The sequence below is a fragment of the Mesorhizobium sp. C432A genome, from assembly GCF_030323145.1.
Classification (GTDB): Bacteria; Pseudomonadota; Alphaproteobacteria; order Rhizobiales; family Rhizobiaceae; genus Mesorhizobium.
Genome location: NZ_CP100470.1, coordinates 4,348,748 through 4,366,042, shown reverse-complemented (window position 1 = coordinate 4,366,042; position 17,295 = coordinate 4,348,748). Strand labels below are relative to the sequence as shown.

20 protein-coding genes are annotated in these 17,295 nt (G+C 61.4%); 12 read left to right on the top strand and 8 right to left on the bottom strand.

All coding sequences use genetic code 11. The features are described 5' to 3' along the window. Positions 1–6: 6 nt before the first annotated feature. The 3 genes from NLY33_RS21260 to NLY33_RS21250 are packed head-to-tail and all read right to left on the bottom strand — an operon-like array spanning position 7 to position 2,125. Positions 7–795: a Stf0 family sulfotransferase gene (locus NLY33_RS21260; protein WP_023706529.1), complete on the bottom strand. Its 789-nt coding sequence runs from the start codon at positions 793–795 to the stop codon at positions 7–9. Between the two features lie 32 nt (positions 796–827). Then, positions 828–1,694 (bottom strand): alpha/beta hydrolase, encoded by an 867-nt coding sequence (locus NLY33_RS21255; RefSeq protein ID WP_023706530.1) that lies wholly within the window; start codon positions 1,692–1,694, stop codon positions 828–830. Then, positions 1,694–2,125, bottom strand: a complete 432-nt coding sequence (locus NLY33_RS21250) for a hypothetical protein (protein WP_023672793.1) — start codon at positions 2,123–2,125, stop codon at positions 1,694–1,696. Before NLY33_RS21250 ends, NLY33_RS21255 begins: the two co-directional genes overlap by 1 nt. 207 nt (positions 2,126–2,332) lie before the next feature. Between NLY33_RS21250 and sseA the strand changes: the two genes are divergently transcribed. From sseA to NLY33_RS21235, 3 genes are all read left to right on the top strand, one after another. Beyond that, positions 2,333–3,184, top strand: a complete 852-nt coding sequence (gene sseA, locus NLY33_RS21245) for a 3-mercaptopyruvate sulfurtransferase (protein WP_023706531.1) — start codon at positions 2,333–2,335, stop codon at positions 3,182–3,184. 5 nt (positions 3,185–3,189) lie between these two features. Next, positions 3,190–3,753 (top strand): GNAT family N-acetyltransferase, encoded by a 564-nt coding sequence (locus NLY33_RS21240; protein ID WP_023708492.1) that lies wholly within the window; start codon positions 3,190–3,192, stop codon positions 3,751–3,753. Positions 3,754–3,925: 172 nt separating this feature from the next. Next, positions 3,926–4,393, top strand: coding sequence for a DUF1203 domain-containing protein (locus NLY33_RS21235; protein WP_023706533.1), 468 nt, complete (start codon positions 3,926–3,928; stop codon positions 4,391–4,393). 389 nt (positions 4,394–4,782) lie between these two features. Here the strand turns inward: NLY33_RS21235 and ald are convergent, their stop codons facing one another. After that, positions 4,783–5,898, bottom strand: a complete 1,116-nt coding sequence (gene ald / locus NLY33_RS21230; RefSeq protein WP_023709343.1) for an alanine dehydrogenase — start codon at positions 5,896–5,898, stop codon at positions 4,783–4,785. A gap of 155 nt (positions 5,899–6,053) precedes the next feature. On the opposite strand from ald, the gene NLY33_RS21225 reads away from it, so the two are divergent. Next, positions 6,054–6,527 (top strand): Lrp/AsnC family transcriptional regulator, encoded by a 474-nt coding sequence (locus NLY33_RS21225; protein WP_023668897.1) that lies wholly within the window; start codon positions 6,054–6,056, stop codon positions 6,525–6,527. Here the strand turns inward: NLY33_RS21225 and NLY33_RS21220 are convergent. Beyond that, complete coding sequence (locus tag NLY33_RS21220; protein ID WP_023706536.1) at positions 6,524–7,189, bottom strand: 5-formyltetrahydrofolate cyclo-ligase; 666 nt, start codon at positions 7,187–7,189, stop codon at positions 6,524–6,526. The genes NLY33_RS21225 and NLY33_RS21220 overlap by 4 nt on opposite strands. 181 nt (positions 7,190–7,370) lie before the next feature. On the opposite strand from NLY33_RS21220, the gene NLY33_RS21215 reads away from it, so the two are divergent. Beyond that, complete coding sequence (locus NLY33_RS21215) at positions 7,371–8,636, top strand: NAD(P)/FAD-dependent oxidoreductase (RefSeq protein WP_023691271.1); 1,266 nt, start codon at positions 7,371–7,373, stop codon at positions 8,634–8,636. A gap of 141 nt (positions 8,637–8,777) precedes the next feature. After that, positions 8,778–10,757 carry a bifunctional 2',3'-cyclic-nucleotide 2'-phosphodiesterase/3'-nucleotidase gene (locus tag NLY33_RS21210; protein ID WP_023691272.1) on the top strand — a complete coding sequence of 660 codons (1,980 nt, stop codon included), beginning with the start codon at positions 8,778–8,780 and terminating at the stop codon, positions 10,755–10,757. Between the two features lie 60 nt (positions 10,758–10,817). On the opposite strand, the gene NLY33_RS21205 is transcribed toward NLY33_RS21210, so the two are convergent. Then, positions 10,818–12,068, bottom strand: coding sequence for an SAM-dependent methyltransferase (locus tag NLY33_RS21205; protein WP_023668904.1), 1,251 nt, complete (start codon positions 12,066–12,068; stop codon positions 10,818–10,820). 259 nt (positions 12,069–12,327) lie between these two features. Between NLY33_RS21205 and NLY33_RS21200 the strand changes: the two genes are divergently transcribed. The 6 genes from NLY33_RS21200 to NLY33_RS21175 all read left to right on the top strand — a co-directional run bounded on the left by NLY33_RS21200 (position 12,328) and on the right by NLY33_RS21175 (position 15,421). Continuing rightward, positions 12,328–12,462 (top strand): hypothetical protein, encoded by a 135-nt coding sequence (locus NLY33_RS21200; RefSeq protein ID WP_023688440.1) that lies wholly within the window; start codon positions 12,328–12,330, stop codon positions 12,460–12,462. Positions 12,463–12,576: 114 nt separating this feature from the next. Then, on the top strand, positions 12,577–12,867 hold the full coding sequence (locus tag NLY33_RS21195; RefSeq protein ID WP_023691273.1) for a Dabb family protein: 291 nt from the start codon (positions 12,577–12,579) through the stop codon (positions 12,865–12,867). A gap of 55 nt (positions 12,868–12,922) precedes the next feature. Beyond that, a complete protein-coding gene (locus NLY33_RS21190; RefSeq protein ID WP_023706539.1) occupies positions 12,923–13,795 on the top strand; it encodes a VOC family protein in 873 nt (290 codons plus the stop codon). Continuing rightward, a complete protein-coding gene (gene kdsA, locus NLY33_RS21185; RefSeq protein ID WP_023706540.1) occupies positions 13,792–14,670 on the top strand; it encodes a 3-deoxy-8-phosphooctulonate synthase in 879 nt (292 codons plus the stop codon). Before NLY33_RS21190 ends, kdsA begins: the two co-directional genes overlap by 4 nt. A gap of 97 nt (positions 14,671–14,767) precedes the next feature. Then, positions 14,768–14,971, top strand: a complete 204-nt coding sequence (locus NLY33_RS21180) for a dodecin family protein (protein ID WP_023668908.1) — start codon at positions 14,768–14,770, stop codon at positions 14,969–14,971. An 84-nt stretch (positions 14,972–15,055) separates the two neighbouring features. Beyond that, entirely contained in the window at positions 15,056–15,421 is a 366-nt protein-coding gene (locus NLY33_RS21175) for a PRC-barrel domain-containing protein (RefSeq protein WP_023668909.1), read from the top strand. Positions 15,422–15,503: 82 nt separating this feature from the next. Here NLY33_RS21175 and NLY33_RS21170 read toward each other — a convergent pair whose 3' ends face one another. Further along, positions 15,504–15,626, bottom strand: a complete 123-nt coding sequence (locus NLY33_RS21170; protein ID WP_023668910.1) for a hypothetical protein — start codon at positions 15,624–15,626, stop codon at positions 15,504–15,506. Positions 15,627–15,735: 109 nt separating this feature from the next. Then, positions 15,736–17,103 (bottom strand): glycoside hydrolase family 19 protein, encoded by a 1,368-nt coding sequence (locus NLY33_RS21165; protein ID WP_198020369.1) that lies wholly within the window; start codon positions 17,101–17,103, stop codon positions 15,736–15,738. Positions 17,104–17,295 lie beyond the last annotated feature (192 nt).

The window sequence follows — 17,295 nt, the reverse complement described above, 5'->3', positions numbered from 1 at the left end:
GCAGGGTCAGGCATGGTCCTGCCAAAACCGAGCGACATAGTCCCCAAATTGCCTTTTGATCATCGCCTTGAGTTCGGCATCATGCGCATAGCGCGCACCCGTCGATACGGCTTTTGATTTCAACTCGAAACCTGGGAACCAGTTGCTCATCGTGGCGGAAACGTTTTCCTGCTGGTTGGCGATGAAGTCCTCGTAGCAGACCTCAGCCACTCTGCTCTGATCAAGGGTGTTCAGGTAATTTTTCCACCTGATTTCGCTGTCGAAAATATGTTGGGCGGTATCCCTGGCAACCCTCTCGGTCAAAATTGTCACCTTGGGGATTCCAGGCAGCGTCTCCCGACTGTCGAACGGCTGGCCAGTATGGAGCATCGAAAGCAGGCTTATGGTTTGATCCACCTTGTTTCTTCTTGAGAGGAAGACATAGAACGAGTTGCCGTCGTCGTTGCCGATTGAATTGCGTGCGAATGGCAGGTTTTCAAAAAAAATCTTGGCGGCGAACACACCGTTCTCAGTCCTTTTCGCCAGGAGCTGGCGACCATAGGCCATTGCCCGCTCGTTGAGTTTTTCAAGATCAATTGTGTTGTCGGCCGACCAGCGTATCATCAGCGGCAAGGCATACTGCCACTGAAAATACTCGGTTGGGATTCCCAAGCCGAACTGTTGCAAGGTTTGGCAATAGGAATGCCCGGCCGTTCGCGGAGTGGTGCAAATCAGGATCTTGGCGGGATTTTCGGTTGAGCTTTGGCGATCATAGGTCGCCGAGATGTATTCACTGTACAAATCGTCGAAATGCATATCCGGAACCAACCCACAATCACACGCCAGATTTAGGCCGCAGACAGGAACCCCAGGATGAGCAGAGCCTGGTCCAGCGTCATCAGCGATGGCGGATCGCCAGCATCGATGTTGTCGACAAGCCACAGATCAGGCCGTGCGAGCCGTGTGCGCTCGATGGCCTGCCGGTCGACGAATTGGCTGTCGCGGCCGTACATCAACAGAACGCGGGCGTCGATCTTGGCAGCGATTGGGAAAAGATCGTATTGGCGGCCGGTCAGTGCGCCAAAATTTCCCGTCGTTGCGGGGTCATAGGCAAGCCGGAAGCCCTCGGGACCGGCTGCGATCCGGTTCTCCACATAGCGATTGAACACTGCGTCCTCGACCGGCCCCATGAGGGATCTGGTGGTGGCCAGATAGTCCTTGGCAGCCGCACGGCTCTCAAATTTAAGCGCACTTTCCTTCATGACGGCGTCTCTCATAGCGTCGACCTTAGGCCCGCCGAGCATTGGAACGTCGTTGAGAACGATTTTCGTGGCCTTGGAGCGAGTCATGTGCAGAAACAACAGCAAGATCGTGCCGCCCCACGAAGTGCCGATGAAGTGGTTCTCCGTGCCGGCGAACTCGCCAAGCGCGCGCAGGCACTTGGAATAGACGTTGATGTCGTAGCCGGAGCCCAGATAGGCGCTACGCCCGCGCCCCAACAGGTCTGGGCAGACAACCAGGAAACCATTGCGGCACAAGAATGTGGCGAGGTAGTTAAAATCGGCACCATTGCCGGTGAAGCCGTGAAGGCAGAAAACTGTGGCGTGAGGCGTGCCGGCTGGCCGCCAGATGCGCACGAACATTGCGGCATACCGGTCATCCAGCCGGATAAGTATTTCTTGCGTCAGTGCCTCGGCAGGCTTGGCCGAACTCATCAGATGTCGCGCTTGCGGACGGCACGCTTGACCGAGCCGCGGTTGTCAATGAAGTCGCGTTTCCAGAACACCGACTTGTCAAGGTTTATGAGCTTGGCGTTCTTGATAAGTGGCAGGATATGGGACGAAGACCGCGTCGCCAGCACCGTGACGGCGGTAGCGTCGCCGCCGGGAAAAGGATTGAGCGGACCGCCATTCTTCGCCCATGCCTCCGCTATCTCGCGACTGGTCTGGATCCATCCAACGTAGGCCACGATAACGTCGTCGATCGAGCCGATCATATGTGTCTGCTGATCCATTTGATAGCGTAGCGTCTTCACCATCAAGCCGAACTCGTAACCATCGAAAGGCGGATAGTGTGCAAGAAAATTGCAAACAAGCCCGAGCGAAGCCGGATTGCTCGGAGTTCGGGAAAACAAGAGATTGCTCATGTCGAGATTTTATTGACCCCGCCCATCCCAGATCATAACCATCACTCCGTACTCGCCACGAAACACGAAAACAATCAGAATCAACACACCTGCTGCGGCTGACTACGTCGTGCGCTCGCTGCGCATTCAGATTGTCGGGCCAAACAGGATCCGGAACCGAATGGCCGCCAAAATATAGTAGTCGGCCAACAAGGCAGGAGAACAACGATGGCCGATGACAGCCCTTTCACAGTCGATGCGGACTGGTTGCAGAGCCGTCTTGGCGAGCCCGGCCTGACGATCGTCGATGCGTCCTGGTACCTGCCGGCGCAGAAGCGCGATGCACGCGCCGAATATGAGGCAGCGCATATTCCGGGTGCGCGCTTCTTCGACCAGGATGCGGCCTCGGACCCAGATGCCAAGCTGCCGCACACGCTGCCTTCGCCGCAGCATTTCGCGCAATATGTCGGCGCCATGGGTATTTCGGCCGACGACACCATCGTCGTCTATGACGGTCCGGGCTTCTTCTCGGCGCCGCGCGCCTGGTGGATGTTCCGTGTCATGGGCGTGTTCCAGGCCTATGTGCTGGATGGCGGCTTCGACCGCTGGAAGGCGGCCGGCCGGCCGGTGACGGCGGAGCCGACCAAGATCGCGCCAAACGTGTTCCACGCAGATTTCGACGCCGCCCGCCTCGCCAGCCTAGCCGACATGCGTCGCATCGTCGAAACGAAAGAAAGCCAGATTGCCGATGCCCGTGGCGCCGGCCGTTTCGCCGGCACCGAGCCTGAGCCTCGCGCCGGCGTTCGCTCCGGTCACATGCCTGGTGCGCGCAACCTGCCTTATTCGGCGCTGTCGCAGGACGGCGCGCTGCTGTCGAAGGACCAGTTGCGCAAGGCCATTGAAGATGCCGGCATCGATCTGTCGAAACCGATCGTGACCTCGTGCGGTTCCGGCGTGACGGCGGCGGTCATCACGCTGGCGCTGGAGACGCTCGGTCACACCGACAACCGGCTCTATGACGGCTCATGGACGGAATGGGGCGGGCTATCAGATACGCCCGTTGCAACGGGCAAGGAATGACGGCGATGGAAAACGGTGTGCTGGAAGACATCGAAGTCACGGTGACGTTTCTGGAAATGCATGTGCCGCCGGCCTATTCACCGCCGCTGCCCTACAACAGGCAGATCGCGCTGTTGAAGACCAAGGACATTCCGCTGCATTTCTACCGCTATCTGATGGATCGGGTGGGGCGCAAATGGCATTGGGTCAATGTGCTGCGGTTGCACGATGAAGAGCTTGCGGCCGGCATTCACCGCGAGGACCGCGACATCCGGGTGCTTTATCTTGACGGCGCGCCGGCCGGGTTCTTCGACCTCAAGCCGCATCTGCCGGAAGAGGTCGAGCTCGCTTATTTCGGCATGATGGAGCATGCGACCGGGCTAGGCATCGGCCGCTGGTTCCTGGGCGCGGCGATCGCCGCCGCCTGGTCGTATCAGCCGAAGCGGGTGACGGTGCAGACCTGCACGCTCGACCATCCGGCGGCCTTGCCGCTCTACCAGAAGCTCGGTTTTGCGCCGGTGGCGCAAAAGAAGGAGATCGTGCATCCGCTGTCGTTCTCCGAGCGCTCGGCCAGCGTCATGAGGCCATGACATCCTAATTAGCCGGCTTGTTTGCGAGACCGACCGCCATCGCAGATTCATCGAGATTTCGATAGCACCGGCTGATGATACCCAATTGACGCTTCGATACTTGGCAGGAATCGGGTGGGAAGCATCGGCTTGGATGCATGATTTCTGGTCAACGACACCGGAGATTTCTGCCATGACCATTCAGTTCAAAGCCCTGCCAACCCAGGAGGTCAGAGCCTTGCAGTTTGGAGGCCCGGATGCCTACGGCCACACGCCCGAGCGAAAGATTTCCGACGGCGACGGCATCCCTTGCCGGCACTGTCTGAAGAACATCGCCGCGGGCGACGTCTATCTCGTTCTGGCCTATCGCCCATTCCCGGATCTGCAGCCTTACGCTGAAACTGGTCCGATCTTCCTGCATGCGGAAGAATGCGAACGCGCCCCCGAGACCGAGCAGCTGCCAGAGGTGCTCGAAAGCCCCGACTACATCGTGCGTGGCTATGACGGGGATAATCGCATCGTCTACGGCAGTGGCGGCGTCATCCTGACCTCAGCAATCACGGCGCGGGCCGAAACCCTGCTCGAACGCGACGATATCGCCTACGTCCATGTCCGCTCGGCACGCAACAATTGCTATCAGTGCCGAATCGAACGTGCCTGACAAAAAAATGCCCGCCGTTGGTCTGGCGGGCAGTTGGGAACCGTGTGACGGCTCGATCCGTCAAGTTGGCACCCCTGTCTGTGCAGGTTTTTCGGATGGCTGATGTGAAACGCTTCACACAGCGCCCGCGACTATCGCCGGCACACGGTGGCGCGCCGACTGGCGGCGAACTGTCGTACTGCCGTCGCATTCATACGTTAAAAGGTGAGTGTCGATGGATTGCCGACCGCGGATGAACCGGCGGGGATCTCGATATCGAGGAAGCGGGGCTTTGGCTCCGCTTTTTTGTTGCCGGCGTTTTGCCCGCAAGAAAAAACCCACCGGGATGAGCCGGCGGGCTGACGGGAGCAAGTCTTCCCAATTTAGGTGAGATCAGGATTTAGGTGGGGTCAGGCAGCCAGAACCACTTTCGGTTCGACCAGCTCATAGCCGAGTGCTTCGGCGACGGCGCGATTGGTGATCTTGCCCCTGTGGACATTGACGCCGTTGCGCAAATGGTGGTCGTCGACCAGCGCCTTCAGGCCCTTATCGGCCAGCTGCAGACCATAATGCAGCGTCGCGTTGTTGAGCGCGTGGGCCGAGGTCACCGGCACGGCGCCCGGCATGTTGGCGACGCAGTAGTGGATCACGCCATCGACCTCATAGGTCGGCTCGGCGTGGGTGGTGGCGTGCGAGGTCTCGAAACAGCCGCCCTGGTCGATGGCGACGTCGACCAGCACCGAGCCCTTCTTCATGCCCGACAGCATTTCGCGAGTCACCAGCTTGGGTGCAGCAGCACCCGGGATGAGCACGGCGCCGACGACGATGTCGGCCGAGAAGCATTCTTCCTCAAGCGCCTCGACTGTGGAGTAGCGGGTGTGGACGCGGCCGGTAAAGAGGTCGTCCAGCTGGCGCAGGCGCGGGATCGAGCGGTCGATGATGGTGACGTCGGCGCCGAGGCCGACCGCCATGCGGGCTGCATGCAGGCCGACGACGCCGCCGCCGAGCACGGTGACCTTGCCGGGCAGTACGCCGGGCACGCCGCCGAGCAGCACGCCGCGGCCACCATTGGCCTTCTGCAGCGCGGTCGCGCCGGCTTGGATCGACAGGCGGCCGGCAACTTCCGACATCGGCGCCAAGAGCGGCAGGCCGCCGCGGTCGTCGGTTACGGTCTCATAGGCGATTGCGGTGACGCCGGACGCGAGCAGGCCCTTGGTCTGCTCCGGATCCGGGGCCAGGTGCAGATAGGTGTAGAGGATCTGGCCGTCGCGCAGCTGCGCCCATTCGTTGGGCTGCGGCTCCTTGACCTTGACGATCATGTCCGACTTGGCGAACACGTCGGCGGCGGTCCTGGCGATGGTGGCGCCGGCGGCGCGGTAGGCATTGTCATCGGCGCCGATGCCGGCGCCAGCGCCGCTTTCGACCAGCACTTCATGGCCATGCGCGACATATTCGCGGACGGAGCCCGGCGTCAGGCCGACGCGGTATTCGTGGTTCTTGATTTCCTTGGGGCAACCGACGCGCATAGTCTTCTCCTGATCCGGCCCTTCGGGCTCGTTCCCTGTATCAACCGAGTGAACCACGAATCGTTGCGCAGGTGTTTGCGAATGCGCTTGCGCGGGGTCACGCGTTTCGATAATCGTTGCGCGAAATCAAGGAAATTTCGCAGGAATCACGAGAAATGCCGCTCGACAGGATCGATATCGCCATTCTCGAGGCACTGCAGAAGGATGGCCGCATACCCAATGCGGCGCTCGCCGAAAGGGTCGGCCTGTCGCAGTCGGCCTGTTCGCGCCGGCTCGACAATCTGGAGAAATCCGGCACCATCCGCGGCTATCACGCCCGGCTTTCGAATGCAGCGCTCGGCCACCAGATGACGGCGATCGTGCACATATCGCTGTCGGGACAATTCGAAAAGACGCTGTCGGATTTCGAGGCGGCGATCAAGCGCTGCCCCAATGTGCTGTCCTGCCACCTGATGTCGGGCGAATATGACTATATCCTGCGCATCGCCGCCAAGGACCTGGTCGACTATGAGCGCATCCACAAGGAATGGCTGTCGGCGATGCCGCACGTGACCAAGATCAATTCGTCGTTTGCCCTGCGCGAGATCGTCGATCGCACGGCGATGGGCATGAAGCCGGAACTGGCCTAGCCCTGAGCAGTCTCGGTCACCAGCCTATCCATTGGGATGTCGTGCGGCTGCGGGTAGATGGTGGCTATGCGCTGCAGTTCGTAGCCGACTCCGATGACCAATGGCTTGAACGGCATGGCAGCCAGCGTGCGGTCGAAGAAGCCACCGCCATAGCCCAGGCGGTAGTTTCGCGGGTCGATGCCGACGATCGGCGAGATGACGATGTCGGGCAGCACCGGGTCGCCTTCGGCGGGGATAGGGATGTTCCAGACGCCTTTTTCCAGCCGGTCGCCAGGCACATAAGCGCGGAAGATCAGCGGCTGGCCCTTCTCGATCACGATGGGCAGCGCCGTGCGGCCGCCGCGTTCGTTGATCGACGCCATCCACGGCCGCAGGTCCGGCTCGCCGCGAAACGGCCAATAGAGGCTGACCATGCGGCCGGCAATGTCGCCGATGGTCGCGTCGAGCCCTTCGGCGATAGCCCGCGACATCGCCACCCGCGCATCGGCGGAAACCGCCAACCGTGCCGCGATCAGACGCTCGCGCTCGGCCTTGCGCCAACGGCGCACATCGGTCCAGTCGGTCAATGGCGCGCGAAATTCCGGATCGAGTTCGTGCATGAAGCAAGGCGGCGAAGAATATTGCGCCCGCCCTTTGCGATCTTTGTCATCGTCGTTGGCCATGCTTCACTCCCGTGGTTCCAGCCCCTGCAAGGCTATACCCGTCCAGGCTTGCCGACATAGGCATTCGCGACATCCGGCGACGAGTCCTGGGCAGCCTTACGCGCGGCAGTCTAGCGCGCCGCGACATTGTTGCGGTGCACAAAAATCACTAGATAAAGAGAGACAAACAGGGGTGAATGCGATGAGTGAAACCAGCCATCATGTCGTTGTCGTCGGCGCAGGGTTCGGCGGTCTCGAACTCACGCGGGCGCTGGCCGGCGCACCCGTGCGCATCACCATGATCGACAAGCGCAACCATCACCTTTTCCAGCCGCTGCTCTACCAGGTGGCGACCACCTCGCTGGCGACCTCGGAAGTTGCCTGGCCGATCCGTCATCTGCTGCGCAAGCGCGAGGACGTGACGACCCTGCTCGGCAACGTCACCGGCGTCGACCGTCCAGGCAAACGCGTGGTGCTTGAGGACGGCAGTTCTGTTCCCTACGACACGCTGGTGCTCGCCACCGGCGCGCGTCATGCTTATTTCGGCCACGACGAATGGGAGCCTTTCGCGCCCGGGCTGAAGACGCTTGAAGACGCAACCACCATTCGGCGGCGCATCCTGCTCGCCTTCGAGCAGGCCGAGCGCGAGACCGATCCGGCCAAGCGCCAGGCACTGCTGACACTGGTCATCGTCGGCGGCGGCCCGACCGGCGTGGAGCTTGCCGGCACCATTGTCGAACTCGCGCATGAAACGCTGCGCGGCGAATTCCGCAACATCGACACGCGTGAGGCGCGTGTGGTGCTGGTCGAGGCCGGAGACAGGATCCTAGCCAATTTCGCGCCAAAGCTGTCCGACTATGCGCGCAAGGCGCTGGAGCGGCGGGGCGTCACGGTCGAGCTTGGCCGCGCCGTCACGCGCCTCGATGCCGAAGGCGTCGTCTTTGGCGATACGCATCTGCCGGCGCGAACCATCCTGTGGGCCGCCGGCGTGGCGGCTTCACCCGCGGGAGAGTGGCTGGGCGCGCCGGTGGACCGGGCGGGCAGGGTAATGGTCGAGCCCGATCTGACCGTGCCGAACAGTCCTGAAATCTTCGTCATCGGCGACACCGCGCATGTCTTGCGGCCGGACGGCAAACCGGTGCCCGGCGTGGCGCCCTCGGCCAAGCAGGAGGGCAAGCATGTCGCCGCGACGATCAGGGCGCGGCTGGCCGGCGATGGCGCGCCGCGGCCTTTCCGCTACAAACATGCCGGCGACCTGGCGACGATCGGCAAGTGGGCAGCCGCGATCGATTTCGGCTCGATCAAGCTCACGGGATGGCTTGCCTGGTGGCTGTGGGGCGTGGCGCATATCTACTTCCTGATCGGTTTCCGCAACCGGCTCTCGGTGTCGCTTAGCTGGCTATGGATCTATTTCACCGGCCAGCGCAGCGCGCGGCTGATCACCCAGGGCGACGATGACAAGGGCTGAGGTTCTCAACCGCGGCCAAGGATATTCATCCAGCCGTCACCTTTTGCTGATCGACTGACTTCCCGATGGACATGGCCGGTTTTCGGCGCGAAGCTTCCGCCCGGGGCTGGGATCTTGTCACGTCGCTGGGAAGGAAAACCAATGCCGCATCTCAATTACCCCGTCTCCCGCCGTAGTTTTCTTGCCGGTACGGCCGCCAGCGGGGCGCTGATCATGCTCCATCCGTTTTCCGCCCGCGCGCAGGCCAATCAGGCGCATCTGAGGATCATGGAGACCACCGACATCCATGTGAATGTGCTGCCTTACGACTACTACGCCGACAAAGCCAACGACACGATGGGCCTGTCACGGACGGCCTCACTGATCGCGGCGGTGCGCAAGGAAGCCACCAATGCGATGCTGATCGACAATGGCGATCTTTTGCAGGGCAATCCGATGGGCGATTACATCGCCTATGAGAAGGGCCTCAAGGAAGGCGATCTGCATCCGATCATGAAGGGCATGAACCTGCTGGGCTATGAATGCTCGACGCTCGGCAATCACGAGTTCAATTACGGCCTGTCGTTCCTCGACAAGGTGCTGGCCGGAGCCAATTTCCCCTTCGTCTGCGCCAATCTGATCCGCGGCACCGAGCTTGCCGCCAAACCGCGCGACGACAAGCTCTACCTCAAGCCCTATGTCATCCTCGACAAGAAGATCAAGGACGGGTCGGGCGCCGAGCAGCCGATCAAGATCGGCATCATCGGCTTTGTGCCGCCGCAGATCATGGTCTGGGACCTGAAGAACCTGGAAGGCAATGTCAGGACGCGCGACATCGTCGAGGCGGCCAGGGCATGGGTGCCGCAGATCAAGGAGGAGGGCGCCGACATCGTCATCGCGCTCTCGCATTCCGGCATCGATATCAAGCAGGGCGACGGCATGGAGAACGCCTCCTTCTTCGTCGCCGGCGTCGAAGGCATCGATGCGGTGTTCACCGGCCATCAGCATCTCGTCTTCCCCGGCAAGAAGGATTTTCAGGCGCTCGAAGGCGTCGACACCGAGAAAGGCACGCTGCAGGGCAAGCCCGCCGTGATGGGCGGTTTCTGGGGCTCGCATATGGGACTGATCGATCTGCTTCTGGAACGGGACGGATCGAAATGGCGCGTAGCCTCGGCCACATCGGAGGCAAGGCCGATCTACCAGCGCGTCGACAAGGCAAACAAGCCGACGGTGGCGGACGACCAGCGCGTCGTCGATGCGCTGAAGGCGGACCATGAGGCGACACTTGCCTATGTCCGCCGACCGGTCGGCAAGACCTCGGCGCCGCTCTATTCCTATTTCGCGCTGGTCGCCGACGATCCGTCGGTGCAGATCGTCAACCAGGCGCAGAGCTGGTACCTCAAGGACATATTGAAGAGCACGCAGTGGAAGGATGTGCCGCTGCTGTCGGCGGCAGCACCCTTCAAGGCCGGCGGGCGCAACGGCGCCGACTACTATACCGACGTGCCGGTGGGCGACATCGCCATCAAGAACGTCGCCGACCTCTATCTCTATCCGAACACGGTGCGCGCCGTCGAAATCACCGGCGCGCAAGTGAAGGAATGGCTGGAAATGTCGGCCGGCATTTTCAGGAAGATCGAGCCGGGCAAGGCCGACCAGGCGCTCATCGACACCGAATTCCCGTCCTACAATTTCGATGTGATCGATGGCGTCAGCTACGGAATAGACCTGTCGCAGCTGCCGAAATACGATGCCAAGGGTGGCGTCGCCAATGCCGGCTCGAACCGCATCGTCGGCCTCAGCTTCGACGGCAAGCCTATTGATCCGGCAGCGAAATTCGTCGTCGCCACCAACAATTACCGCGCCGGCGGTGGCGGCAATTTCCCCGACATCAATGCCTCGAAGATCATCTACGAGGCGCCGGACACCAACCGCGACGTGATCGTGCGCTACGTCGTCAGCGAACGCACGATCAATCCCTCGGCCGACGACAATTGGTCGTTCACGCCGCTGCCCGGCACCAGCGTCGTGTTCGAGACCGGCCCCAAAGCGAAGGATTTTATATCGGGAGTGAAATCGCTCAAGATCGAGCCGGCCGGCGAGGGCGAATCCGGGTTTGCGAAGTATCGCATCCTGCTTTGAGGCAACGTGCAGCTAACAGGGAAAACGAGCGGGCATACGCCCGCTCAATCACGCTTCGGATCAGGCTTTGTAGACCACTTGGCGCACGTCGATGTAGCTGGCTCTAAAGCCGGCTTCGCAATAGTGGAGATAAAATTCCCAAAGCTTCTTGAAGCGGTCGTCGAAGCCGAGCGGGACGATCTTTTCCCACGACGCCCAGAAGCGGTTGCGCCATTCGGCAAGCGTGCGGGCATAGTCGTCCGGAAAGACGCGCTCGCGCAGATGGGCAAGGCCATGGTCGCTGCCCAGCGTCTTCAGGATCGACGGCGTCGGCAGCATGCCGCCTGGGAAGACATAGCGCTGGATGAAATCCGGCCTCGCCCGATAGGTGTCGTAGGCGGCCTCGTTGATGGTGATGATCTGCAGGCCGGCGGTGCCGCCGGGCCTCAAGCACGCCTTCATCTTGCCGAAAAATACCGGCCAATATTTTTCGCCGACCGCCTCGAACATCTCGATCGAGGCGATGCGGTCGTAAGTGCCCGTTTCGTCTCGGTAATCCTGCAGCTTGATGTCGACCTTGTCAGACAGTCCCGCCTTCTGGATGCGCGCCTTGGCGAAATCGTGCTGTTCGCGGCTGATGGTCAGGCCGGTGACGCGGCAGCCGATCTCGCGCGCGGCAAATTCGGCAAAACCGCCCCAGCCGCAGCCGATCTCGAGCACATGGTCCTTCTTGCCGATGCCGGTATCCTTGGCCAGCGCGCGGTATTTGGCGGCCTGAGCGCTTTCCAGGTCGTTGGCGCCGGTCGCATAGAGCGCCGACGAATAGGTCATGCTGGGATCGAGCCATTGCTTGTAGAAGGCGTTGCCGAGATCGTAATGCGCCGAGATGTTGCGCTTCGAGCCGGTGCGGGTGTTTTCGTTGAACCAGTGGCGGATGCGCTGGACCGTGTTGATGAGCCAGTTGGCGCCGCCGGCAATGCGTTCCCCAACGGCCGAGTTGACGACGAACAGTTCGAGGAAGCTGGTTACATCAGGGCTTTCCCAGTCGCCGTCCATGTAGGATTCGGCAACGCCGATGGTGCCGCCGGAAAAGGCACGGCCGGGCAGGCGCCAGTTCTTCAACACCAGCTCGGCATCCGGCCCGGGTCCGTTGCCGCCGACAAGCACCGCCCGGCCATCCGGCATCCTCACCTTCAGCGAACCGCGCGGCAATTTCATCGCCGCCGACAGCACCATGCGCGCCTTGGCCGGCAGGCCCTTGACGATCTCGGCGAAATTGAGTTCGTCCAGCCTGATGGCGTCGCCGATGCCTTTGTATTCCCTGACAGCCATCTCACACCCCCCTGGACTTCCGCGGGGGCGGCGCAAGATCTGCCGGCCTCCACATCCTCCACTTTCATTCGCCAGGCGCGAACGCCGTAGCCTGCTTAAATTTTCGCCACAATCTTCCACCGCATCGACCGGAACTTCAAGAGGCAAGCCGTGCCCGGCACTGGCCCAGGTGGCGTGCCTGGGGCCAGAATCGGTGAGGGCGAGCGACCGCCGGCGAAATCGCTATGGTTAGGAACAGCCACATACGTTAGTTTCAGCCATGCGTTATGTCATCGTCATCGTCGCCATCGCCTTTTTCCTGATCTGGGACGGCCTCTACAATCAGGGCCGCTATCTCGACACGACGGTCAGGGAGATGTCGCGCGTCGTGCGCTACGTCACCGGCAAAGCCTAGCTTTTTGCGCCTCTGCAAAGTCGCCTGCCGGCATTGCCGGGCGCGACATCGTGGCGGTTGACGCGACGGTCCCGCTCACACAAAACATGCTGGAAATCGAACGTGGAGGCAGGCGTGATCCGGCATATCGTTTTCTTCAGCGCGCGGCGCAAGGACGATGTCGAGGCCGTGCGCACAGGCTTGCTCACACTGGGCAAGATCCCGCATTCAAGCCTCTTCGAGGTGACGCTCAACAGCAAGGTCGATCCGCTGTCGGATGCGATCGACGTGGTCGTCTATGCCGAGTTCGAGGATGATGCCGCGCTTGCCGCATACAAGGCGCACCCGCTCTATGCCGAGACGACCAGCCGGGTCAAACCCTTGCGCGAATTGCGCTATTCGGCCGATATCGTGGCGACGGCCTGATCGGGCCGGCAAGAGGCCTTGAACCAATTTCGGGAATGATGCACACCGCGCCGGCATGACCAGCACGACCCATCCGCTTGACCATCTGGTGCTGCCGACGGCGAGCCTCGCCGTGGCGCGGGCGCGGCTGACATCGCTTGGCTTCATCGTCGCGCCAACCGGCATTCATCCCTTCGGCACCGAAAATTGCTGCGTCTTCCTTGCCGACGGCACCTATCTCGAACCGCTGGCGGTTGGGAACGAACAGCTGGCAGCGAGTGCGATCGCCGGCGGCAATGTCTTTGTCGCGCGCGACCGGCTCTATCGCGCCAGGCTGGGCGATGAGGGCTTTTCCGCCGTGGTGCTGGCCACCGACGATGCCGATGCGGACCATGCGCGCTTTATCAAAGCCGGCCTGTCGGCGGGAGACGTACTGAGCTTTTCCCGCGCCTTCACCGACACGGCCGGAAAGAGCGACATGGCCTCGTTCAAACTGGCTTTCGCCGCCGGCGCCGAGACGATGGACGCCTTTCTGTTCGCTTGCGAGCGGATCAACGCCCCTCAAATCGACCGTACGGCGCTGCAGGCTCATGCCAATGGCGTGACCGGCATTGCCGAAATCGTTGCGGTCAGCGGCGTGCCATCCGAAAAGCGCCACCTGATCGAGACAGCGACGGGTTCGAGGCAGAGGAGCAGCACGGCGTTCGACCTGGCGAACGCGCGTTTGAGCGTTCTCAAGCCCGCGGCTTTCGCTGAGCGCTTCGGCATGTCGGCTGGCGCGCCGACGGACCTTCGCTTCGCCGCGATCGTCTTTTCGGCCCGCAGTGTCGGCGCTGTCGCGAGGCTGCTTGCAGACAACGCCGTCGGGCACGATATAGCGGGCAACGAAATCGTCGTGCAGCCGGCATCCGGACAGGGCGCGGCTTTCACCTTCCGGGAGACCCCATGAGCAAGCCGCAAGGGCCTAATTCGATGGCGCCGAATTCGTCGGTAACCGTCGGCAACGTCGTCTTCGACAACAGCGGGCCCTTGGCGTTGATCGCCGGCCCGTGCCAGTTCGAATCGCGCCAGCACGCTTTCGACATGGCCGGCGCGCTGAAGGAACTGACCGGCAAGCTCGGCATCGGCCTCGTCTACAAGACCAGCTACGACAAGGCCAACCGCACCTCGCTGTCGGCAACGCGCGGCGCCGGCATGGACGCGGCGCTTCCGGTGTTCGACGAGTTGCGCAAGGCGTTTTCGCTTCCCATTCTGACCGATGTCCACACCGAGGAGCAGTGCGCGATCGTAGCGCACCATGTCGATGTGCTGCAGATTCCGGCCTTCCTGTCGCGCCAGACCGACATGCTGGTCGCCGCGGCCAAGACCGGCAAGGTGATCAACGTCAAGAAGGGGCAGTTCCTGGCGCCCTGGGACATGAAGAACGTGGTGGCCAAGATCACCGGCTCCGGCAACCCCAATGTGCTGACCACCGAGCGCGGCGCTTCCTTCGGCTACAACACGCTGGTGTCGGACATGCGGGCTTTGCCCGTGATGGCCGAGATCGGCGCGCCGGTGATTTTCGACGCCACCCATTCGGTGCAGCAGCCGGGCGGGCAGGGCGGTTCCTCCGGTGGCGAGCGCCGCTTTGTCGAGACGCTGGCGCGGGCTGCCGTTGCCGTCGGCGTCGCCGGCGTGTTCATAGAGACCCACCAGGATCCCGACAATTCGACCTCCTCCGACGGGCCCAACATGCTGCCGCTGAAGGACATGCCGGCGCTGCTCGAAAGACTGATGGCATTCGACCGCATCGCCAAGAATGCTGCTGACCTGAACCGAGGCTGATGGATTCGGCGATGGCGCGCGCGCTGCCCTGCTTGTGGAAGGCATAAGCCGGCTGTAGGCTCGCTGCTGCAAATGAGCGTCTTGGCAGGAGGAAGCCATGTCCGTCGCCCGCGTCACCGAAATCACGTCGTCGTCGAAAAAGAGCTTTCAGGACGCCATCGAGAAGGGGATTGAGCGCGCCTCAAAGACCCTGAAGAACGTGGAAGGCGCCTGGATCCAGGACCAGAAGATCGTCGTCGAGGACGGCAGGATCGCGGCCTATCGCGTCAACATGAAGGTGACGTTCATCCTCGCGGAGTAACCGCCCGCCGCTCGAAAAAACGGGAACTTTCGCCCGCGCCCCTCATTGTCAAAGTATCGATCAACGACATGAGGAGCAGCAGCCATGACCACCCAGACAGGCCACACCGAAGCCATCGCCGCTTCGCGCGTCATCGGCACGTCGGTCTACAACACCGAAGGCACGAGCATCGGCAGCATCGAGGACATCATGCTCGACAAGACGTCGAACGGCATCATGTTCGCGGTTATCGGGTTCGGTGGATTTCTCGGCATTGGCGAGAAGTATCACGCCATTCCGTGGGCGAGCCTCGACTATGACGAGGACAAGGGCGGCTATGTCGTGCCGTTCTCGAAGGAGCAGCTGAAGGCAGCACCCGCCTATTCGATCAATGAACTGGCCGGCGCCGATGGCGAGGCCGCGCGTGATGCTTCCTATGATTACTACAAGGTCACGCCGTATTGGCATTGATCAGCTGCGCTGACGCCTGACGTGAAAAGGCCCCCGAATTCCGAAACGGGGGCCTTTTCAGTGCAACCCGACAGTTTCTAAATTATTCTGCCGCATGAAACGTGGACAGCTGCGTCGCCGCCCTTGGCGGCTGCTGCGTATCGCAGGACGTCAGGAACGCCGCCGCGATCAGGAACAAACTCACGATACCGCTCAACTCGGACATGGCGAAACTCCTCCTGTTTCGCCCCGCGCATCACCATCCTAGTCGACACAGAGATTGTTATCTCTGAATTATGATGACGTGGTGTTGTCGAACGTGATCCGAGGCATGCTCAGCCGAGGAGTCCGGCATTCTTCACCGCCTTGAAAACCTTTTCGTGCCAGGCGATCCGATCCGCTTCGCCATTGGCCTGCGTGGCGGAATTGGCGTTGCCGACGTTGATCGCGCGCGAGATCTTTTTGATCAGGCCGGCATCGGCAAAGGCATTGCAGCCTGACCCTTTCCATTCGGCGCAAGCTGCGAGCAGCGAAGTCTGCGGATCCTCGATCAGTTCAGGATGATTGGCGAGGTCAACCTTGGCGAGCTTGCCCTTGGCCGTGTACGCGTCGCGCCCGGTGGTCTGGAACGTGCCGCCGCCGCGGAAATTGAAGCCGTCCAACGTTCCTTTCACATTGCCCATGCGGCCGCCATAGGCCCAGTCGCCCAGGGCTTGCGGCTTGCGCAGCAGGTTGTCCCCGATCCACTGATCGGTCTTGCCCGCGGCTCGCGACCTCCATGCGTTCCGGATTGCCGCCACGGTCGTGTAGGTCAGGGATTCGCGAATGAGGGTGAAGCCACCGGTTTCCATCGCCGCTTGAGCGAAGAAATGCATCAGCCGATCATAGTTGTTGCACACCCCATGATCGCCAAGTGTCTTGAGGCCTTTTTCGGAGGTAAAGGCGCCGATGTAACCGTCATAGATTGTTCGCTTGGAACCGCTTGCCGGTCTGGGCGAGAATTTCTGGAAGACCGCTGCTGGCAAACCCTTGCTCGGATCGCCCGCAACGGCTTCGAGCACGCTCTCGACACTCTCGGTCGACAGCACCGGTTCGCCTTCGACGACCACCGAAGCATTGGGAATTCGCTTGCCGTTGCTTTTCGGGAAGCCACCGCCGGCAAAGGTTTTCAGATCGTCGATGAGGGCGATTACGCGTGTCCGGCTCTCCGTGAAATCCATGTCGGAAAGAGGACCGCTCACCTTCTTCGTCGGGTTGATGCATCCGACGCTGGACAGGAAATTGACGCCCGGATGGATCAGGATTTCGGTGCGCTTGTTGGTCTTCAGCAGTTCGAGTCCAGGTTTGGGTGGCGTCTTGCCGCCAGTGTAGCCGATGGTCACATATTTGCCTCCGGCCTGCGTCGCCAGTGGATAGGTGCCGGGCTCGATGCGCCTGCCATTGTCTTCTTTGGAATTGTCGCCTGGGCCGCGAGATTCACACACGAACCCCGATAGACCCGTTACTGCCGTGCCGTTGTGAAAGACTTTATAGGTACCAACTGTCCTGCGTCTGGTGCCCCTCGTATGCTCGACTTGGCGACTAATAAGAAGTTCCCAGCCAGTACCTGAAATCGCTGCCATTGCCGCCTCCCCAAAGAGTTCAAGTTTGTTGATTTCACTGTGGTCGCCAAATAGTTCGCGTTGTAGATGTGACCCTAACATCTTCGAATTCTCTGCATTGTGAAGTTTGTCACGTTGGCGGTAGCCTCTTTTGAAGCATCGGGTGGAGTTTGTGTGCCGCCTGGTTTCGTGACAAAGGCATTGCCGCAGGGGCGGGGCACCCACCCCATGCCGCGCCAGACATATGACGTCTGGGCGGGCTGTTTGCGTTCAGATGGCGTCGCCCATGCCCCA

Excerpts from the sequence above, each read along its gene's own strand:
- NLY33_RS21210 (WP_023691272.1), top strand. The coding sequence starts at position 8,778 with ATGCCGCATCTCAATTACCCCGTCTCCCGCCGTAGTTTTCTTGCCGGT.
- NLY33_RS21225 (WP_023668897.1), top strand. The coding sequence starts at position 6,054 with ATGCCGCTCGACAGGATCGATATCGCCATTCTCGAGGCACTGCAGAAG.
- NLY33_RS21250 (WP_023672793.1), bottom strand. The coding sequence starts at position 2,125 with ATGAGCAATCTCTTGTTTTCCCGAACTCCGAGCAATCCGGCTTCGCTC.
- NLY33_RS21235 (WP_023706533.1), top strand. The coding sequence starts at position 3,926 with ATGACCATTCAGTTCAAAGCCCTGCCAACCCAGGAGGTCAGAGCCTTG.
- kdsA (WP_023706540.1), top strand. The coding sequence starts at position 13,792 with ATGAGCAAGCCGCAAGGGCCTAATTCGATGGCGCCGAATTCGTCGGTA.
- NLY33_RS21205 (WP_023668904.1), bottom strand. The coding sequence starts at position 12,068 with ATGGCTGTCAGGGAATACAAAGGCATCGGCGACGCCATCAGGCTGGAC.
- NLY33_RS21165 (WP_198020369.1), bottom strand. The coding sequence starts at position 17,103 with ATGTTAGGGTCACATCTACAACGCGAACTATTTGGCGACCACAGTGAA.
- NLY33_RS21260 (WP_023706529.1), bottom strand. The coding sequence starts at position 795 with ATGCATTTCGACGATTTGTACAGTGAATACATCTCGGCGACCTATGAT.
- NLY33_RS21255 (WP_023706530.1), bottom strand. The coding sequence starts at position 1,694 with ATGAGTTCGGCCAAGCCTGCCGAGGCACTGACGCAAGAAATACTTATC.
- NLY33_RS21180 (WP_023668908.1), top strand. The coding sequence starts at position 14,768 with ATGTCCGTCGCCCGCGTCACCGAAATCACGTCGTCGTCGAAAAAGAGC.
- NLY33_RS21215 (WP_023691271.1), top strand. The coding sequence starts at position 7,371 with ATGAGTGAAACCAGCCATCATGTCGTTGTCGTCGGCGCAGGGTTCGGC.
- sseA (WP_023706531.1), top strand. The coding sequence starts at position 2,333 with ATGGCCGATGACAGCCCTTTCACAGTCGATGCGGACTGGTTGCAGAGC.
- NLY33_RS21220 (WP_023706536.1), bottom strand. The coding sequence starts at position 7,189 with ATGGCCAACGACGATGACAAAGATCGCAAAGGGCGGGCGCAATATTCT.
- NLY33_RS21240 (WP_023708492.1), top strand. The coding sequence starts at position 3,190 with ATGGAAAACGGTGTGCTGGAAGACATCGAAGTCACGGTGACGTTTCTG.
- NLY33_RS21170 (WP_023668910.1), bottom strand. The coding sequence starts at position 15,626 with ATGTCCGAGTTGAGCGGTATCGTGAGTTTGTTCCTGATCGCGGCGGCG.
- ald (WP_023709343.1), bottom strand. The coding sequence starts at position 5,898 with ATGCGCGTCGGTTGCCCCAAGGAAATCAAGAACCACGAATACCGCGTC.
- NLY33_RS21190 (WP_023706539.1), top strand. The coding sequence starts at position 12,923 with ATGACCAGCACGACCCATCCGCTTGACCATCTGGTGCTGCCGACGGCG.
- NLY33_RS21175 (WP_023668909.1), top strand. The coding sequence starts at position 15,056 with ATGACCACCCAGACAGGCCACACCGAAGCCATCGCCGCTTCGCGCGTC.
- NLY33_RS21200 (WP_023688440.1), top strand. The coding sequence starts at position 12,328 with ATGCGTTATGTCATCGTCATCGTCGCCATCGCCTTTTTCCTGATCTGG.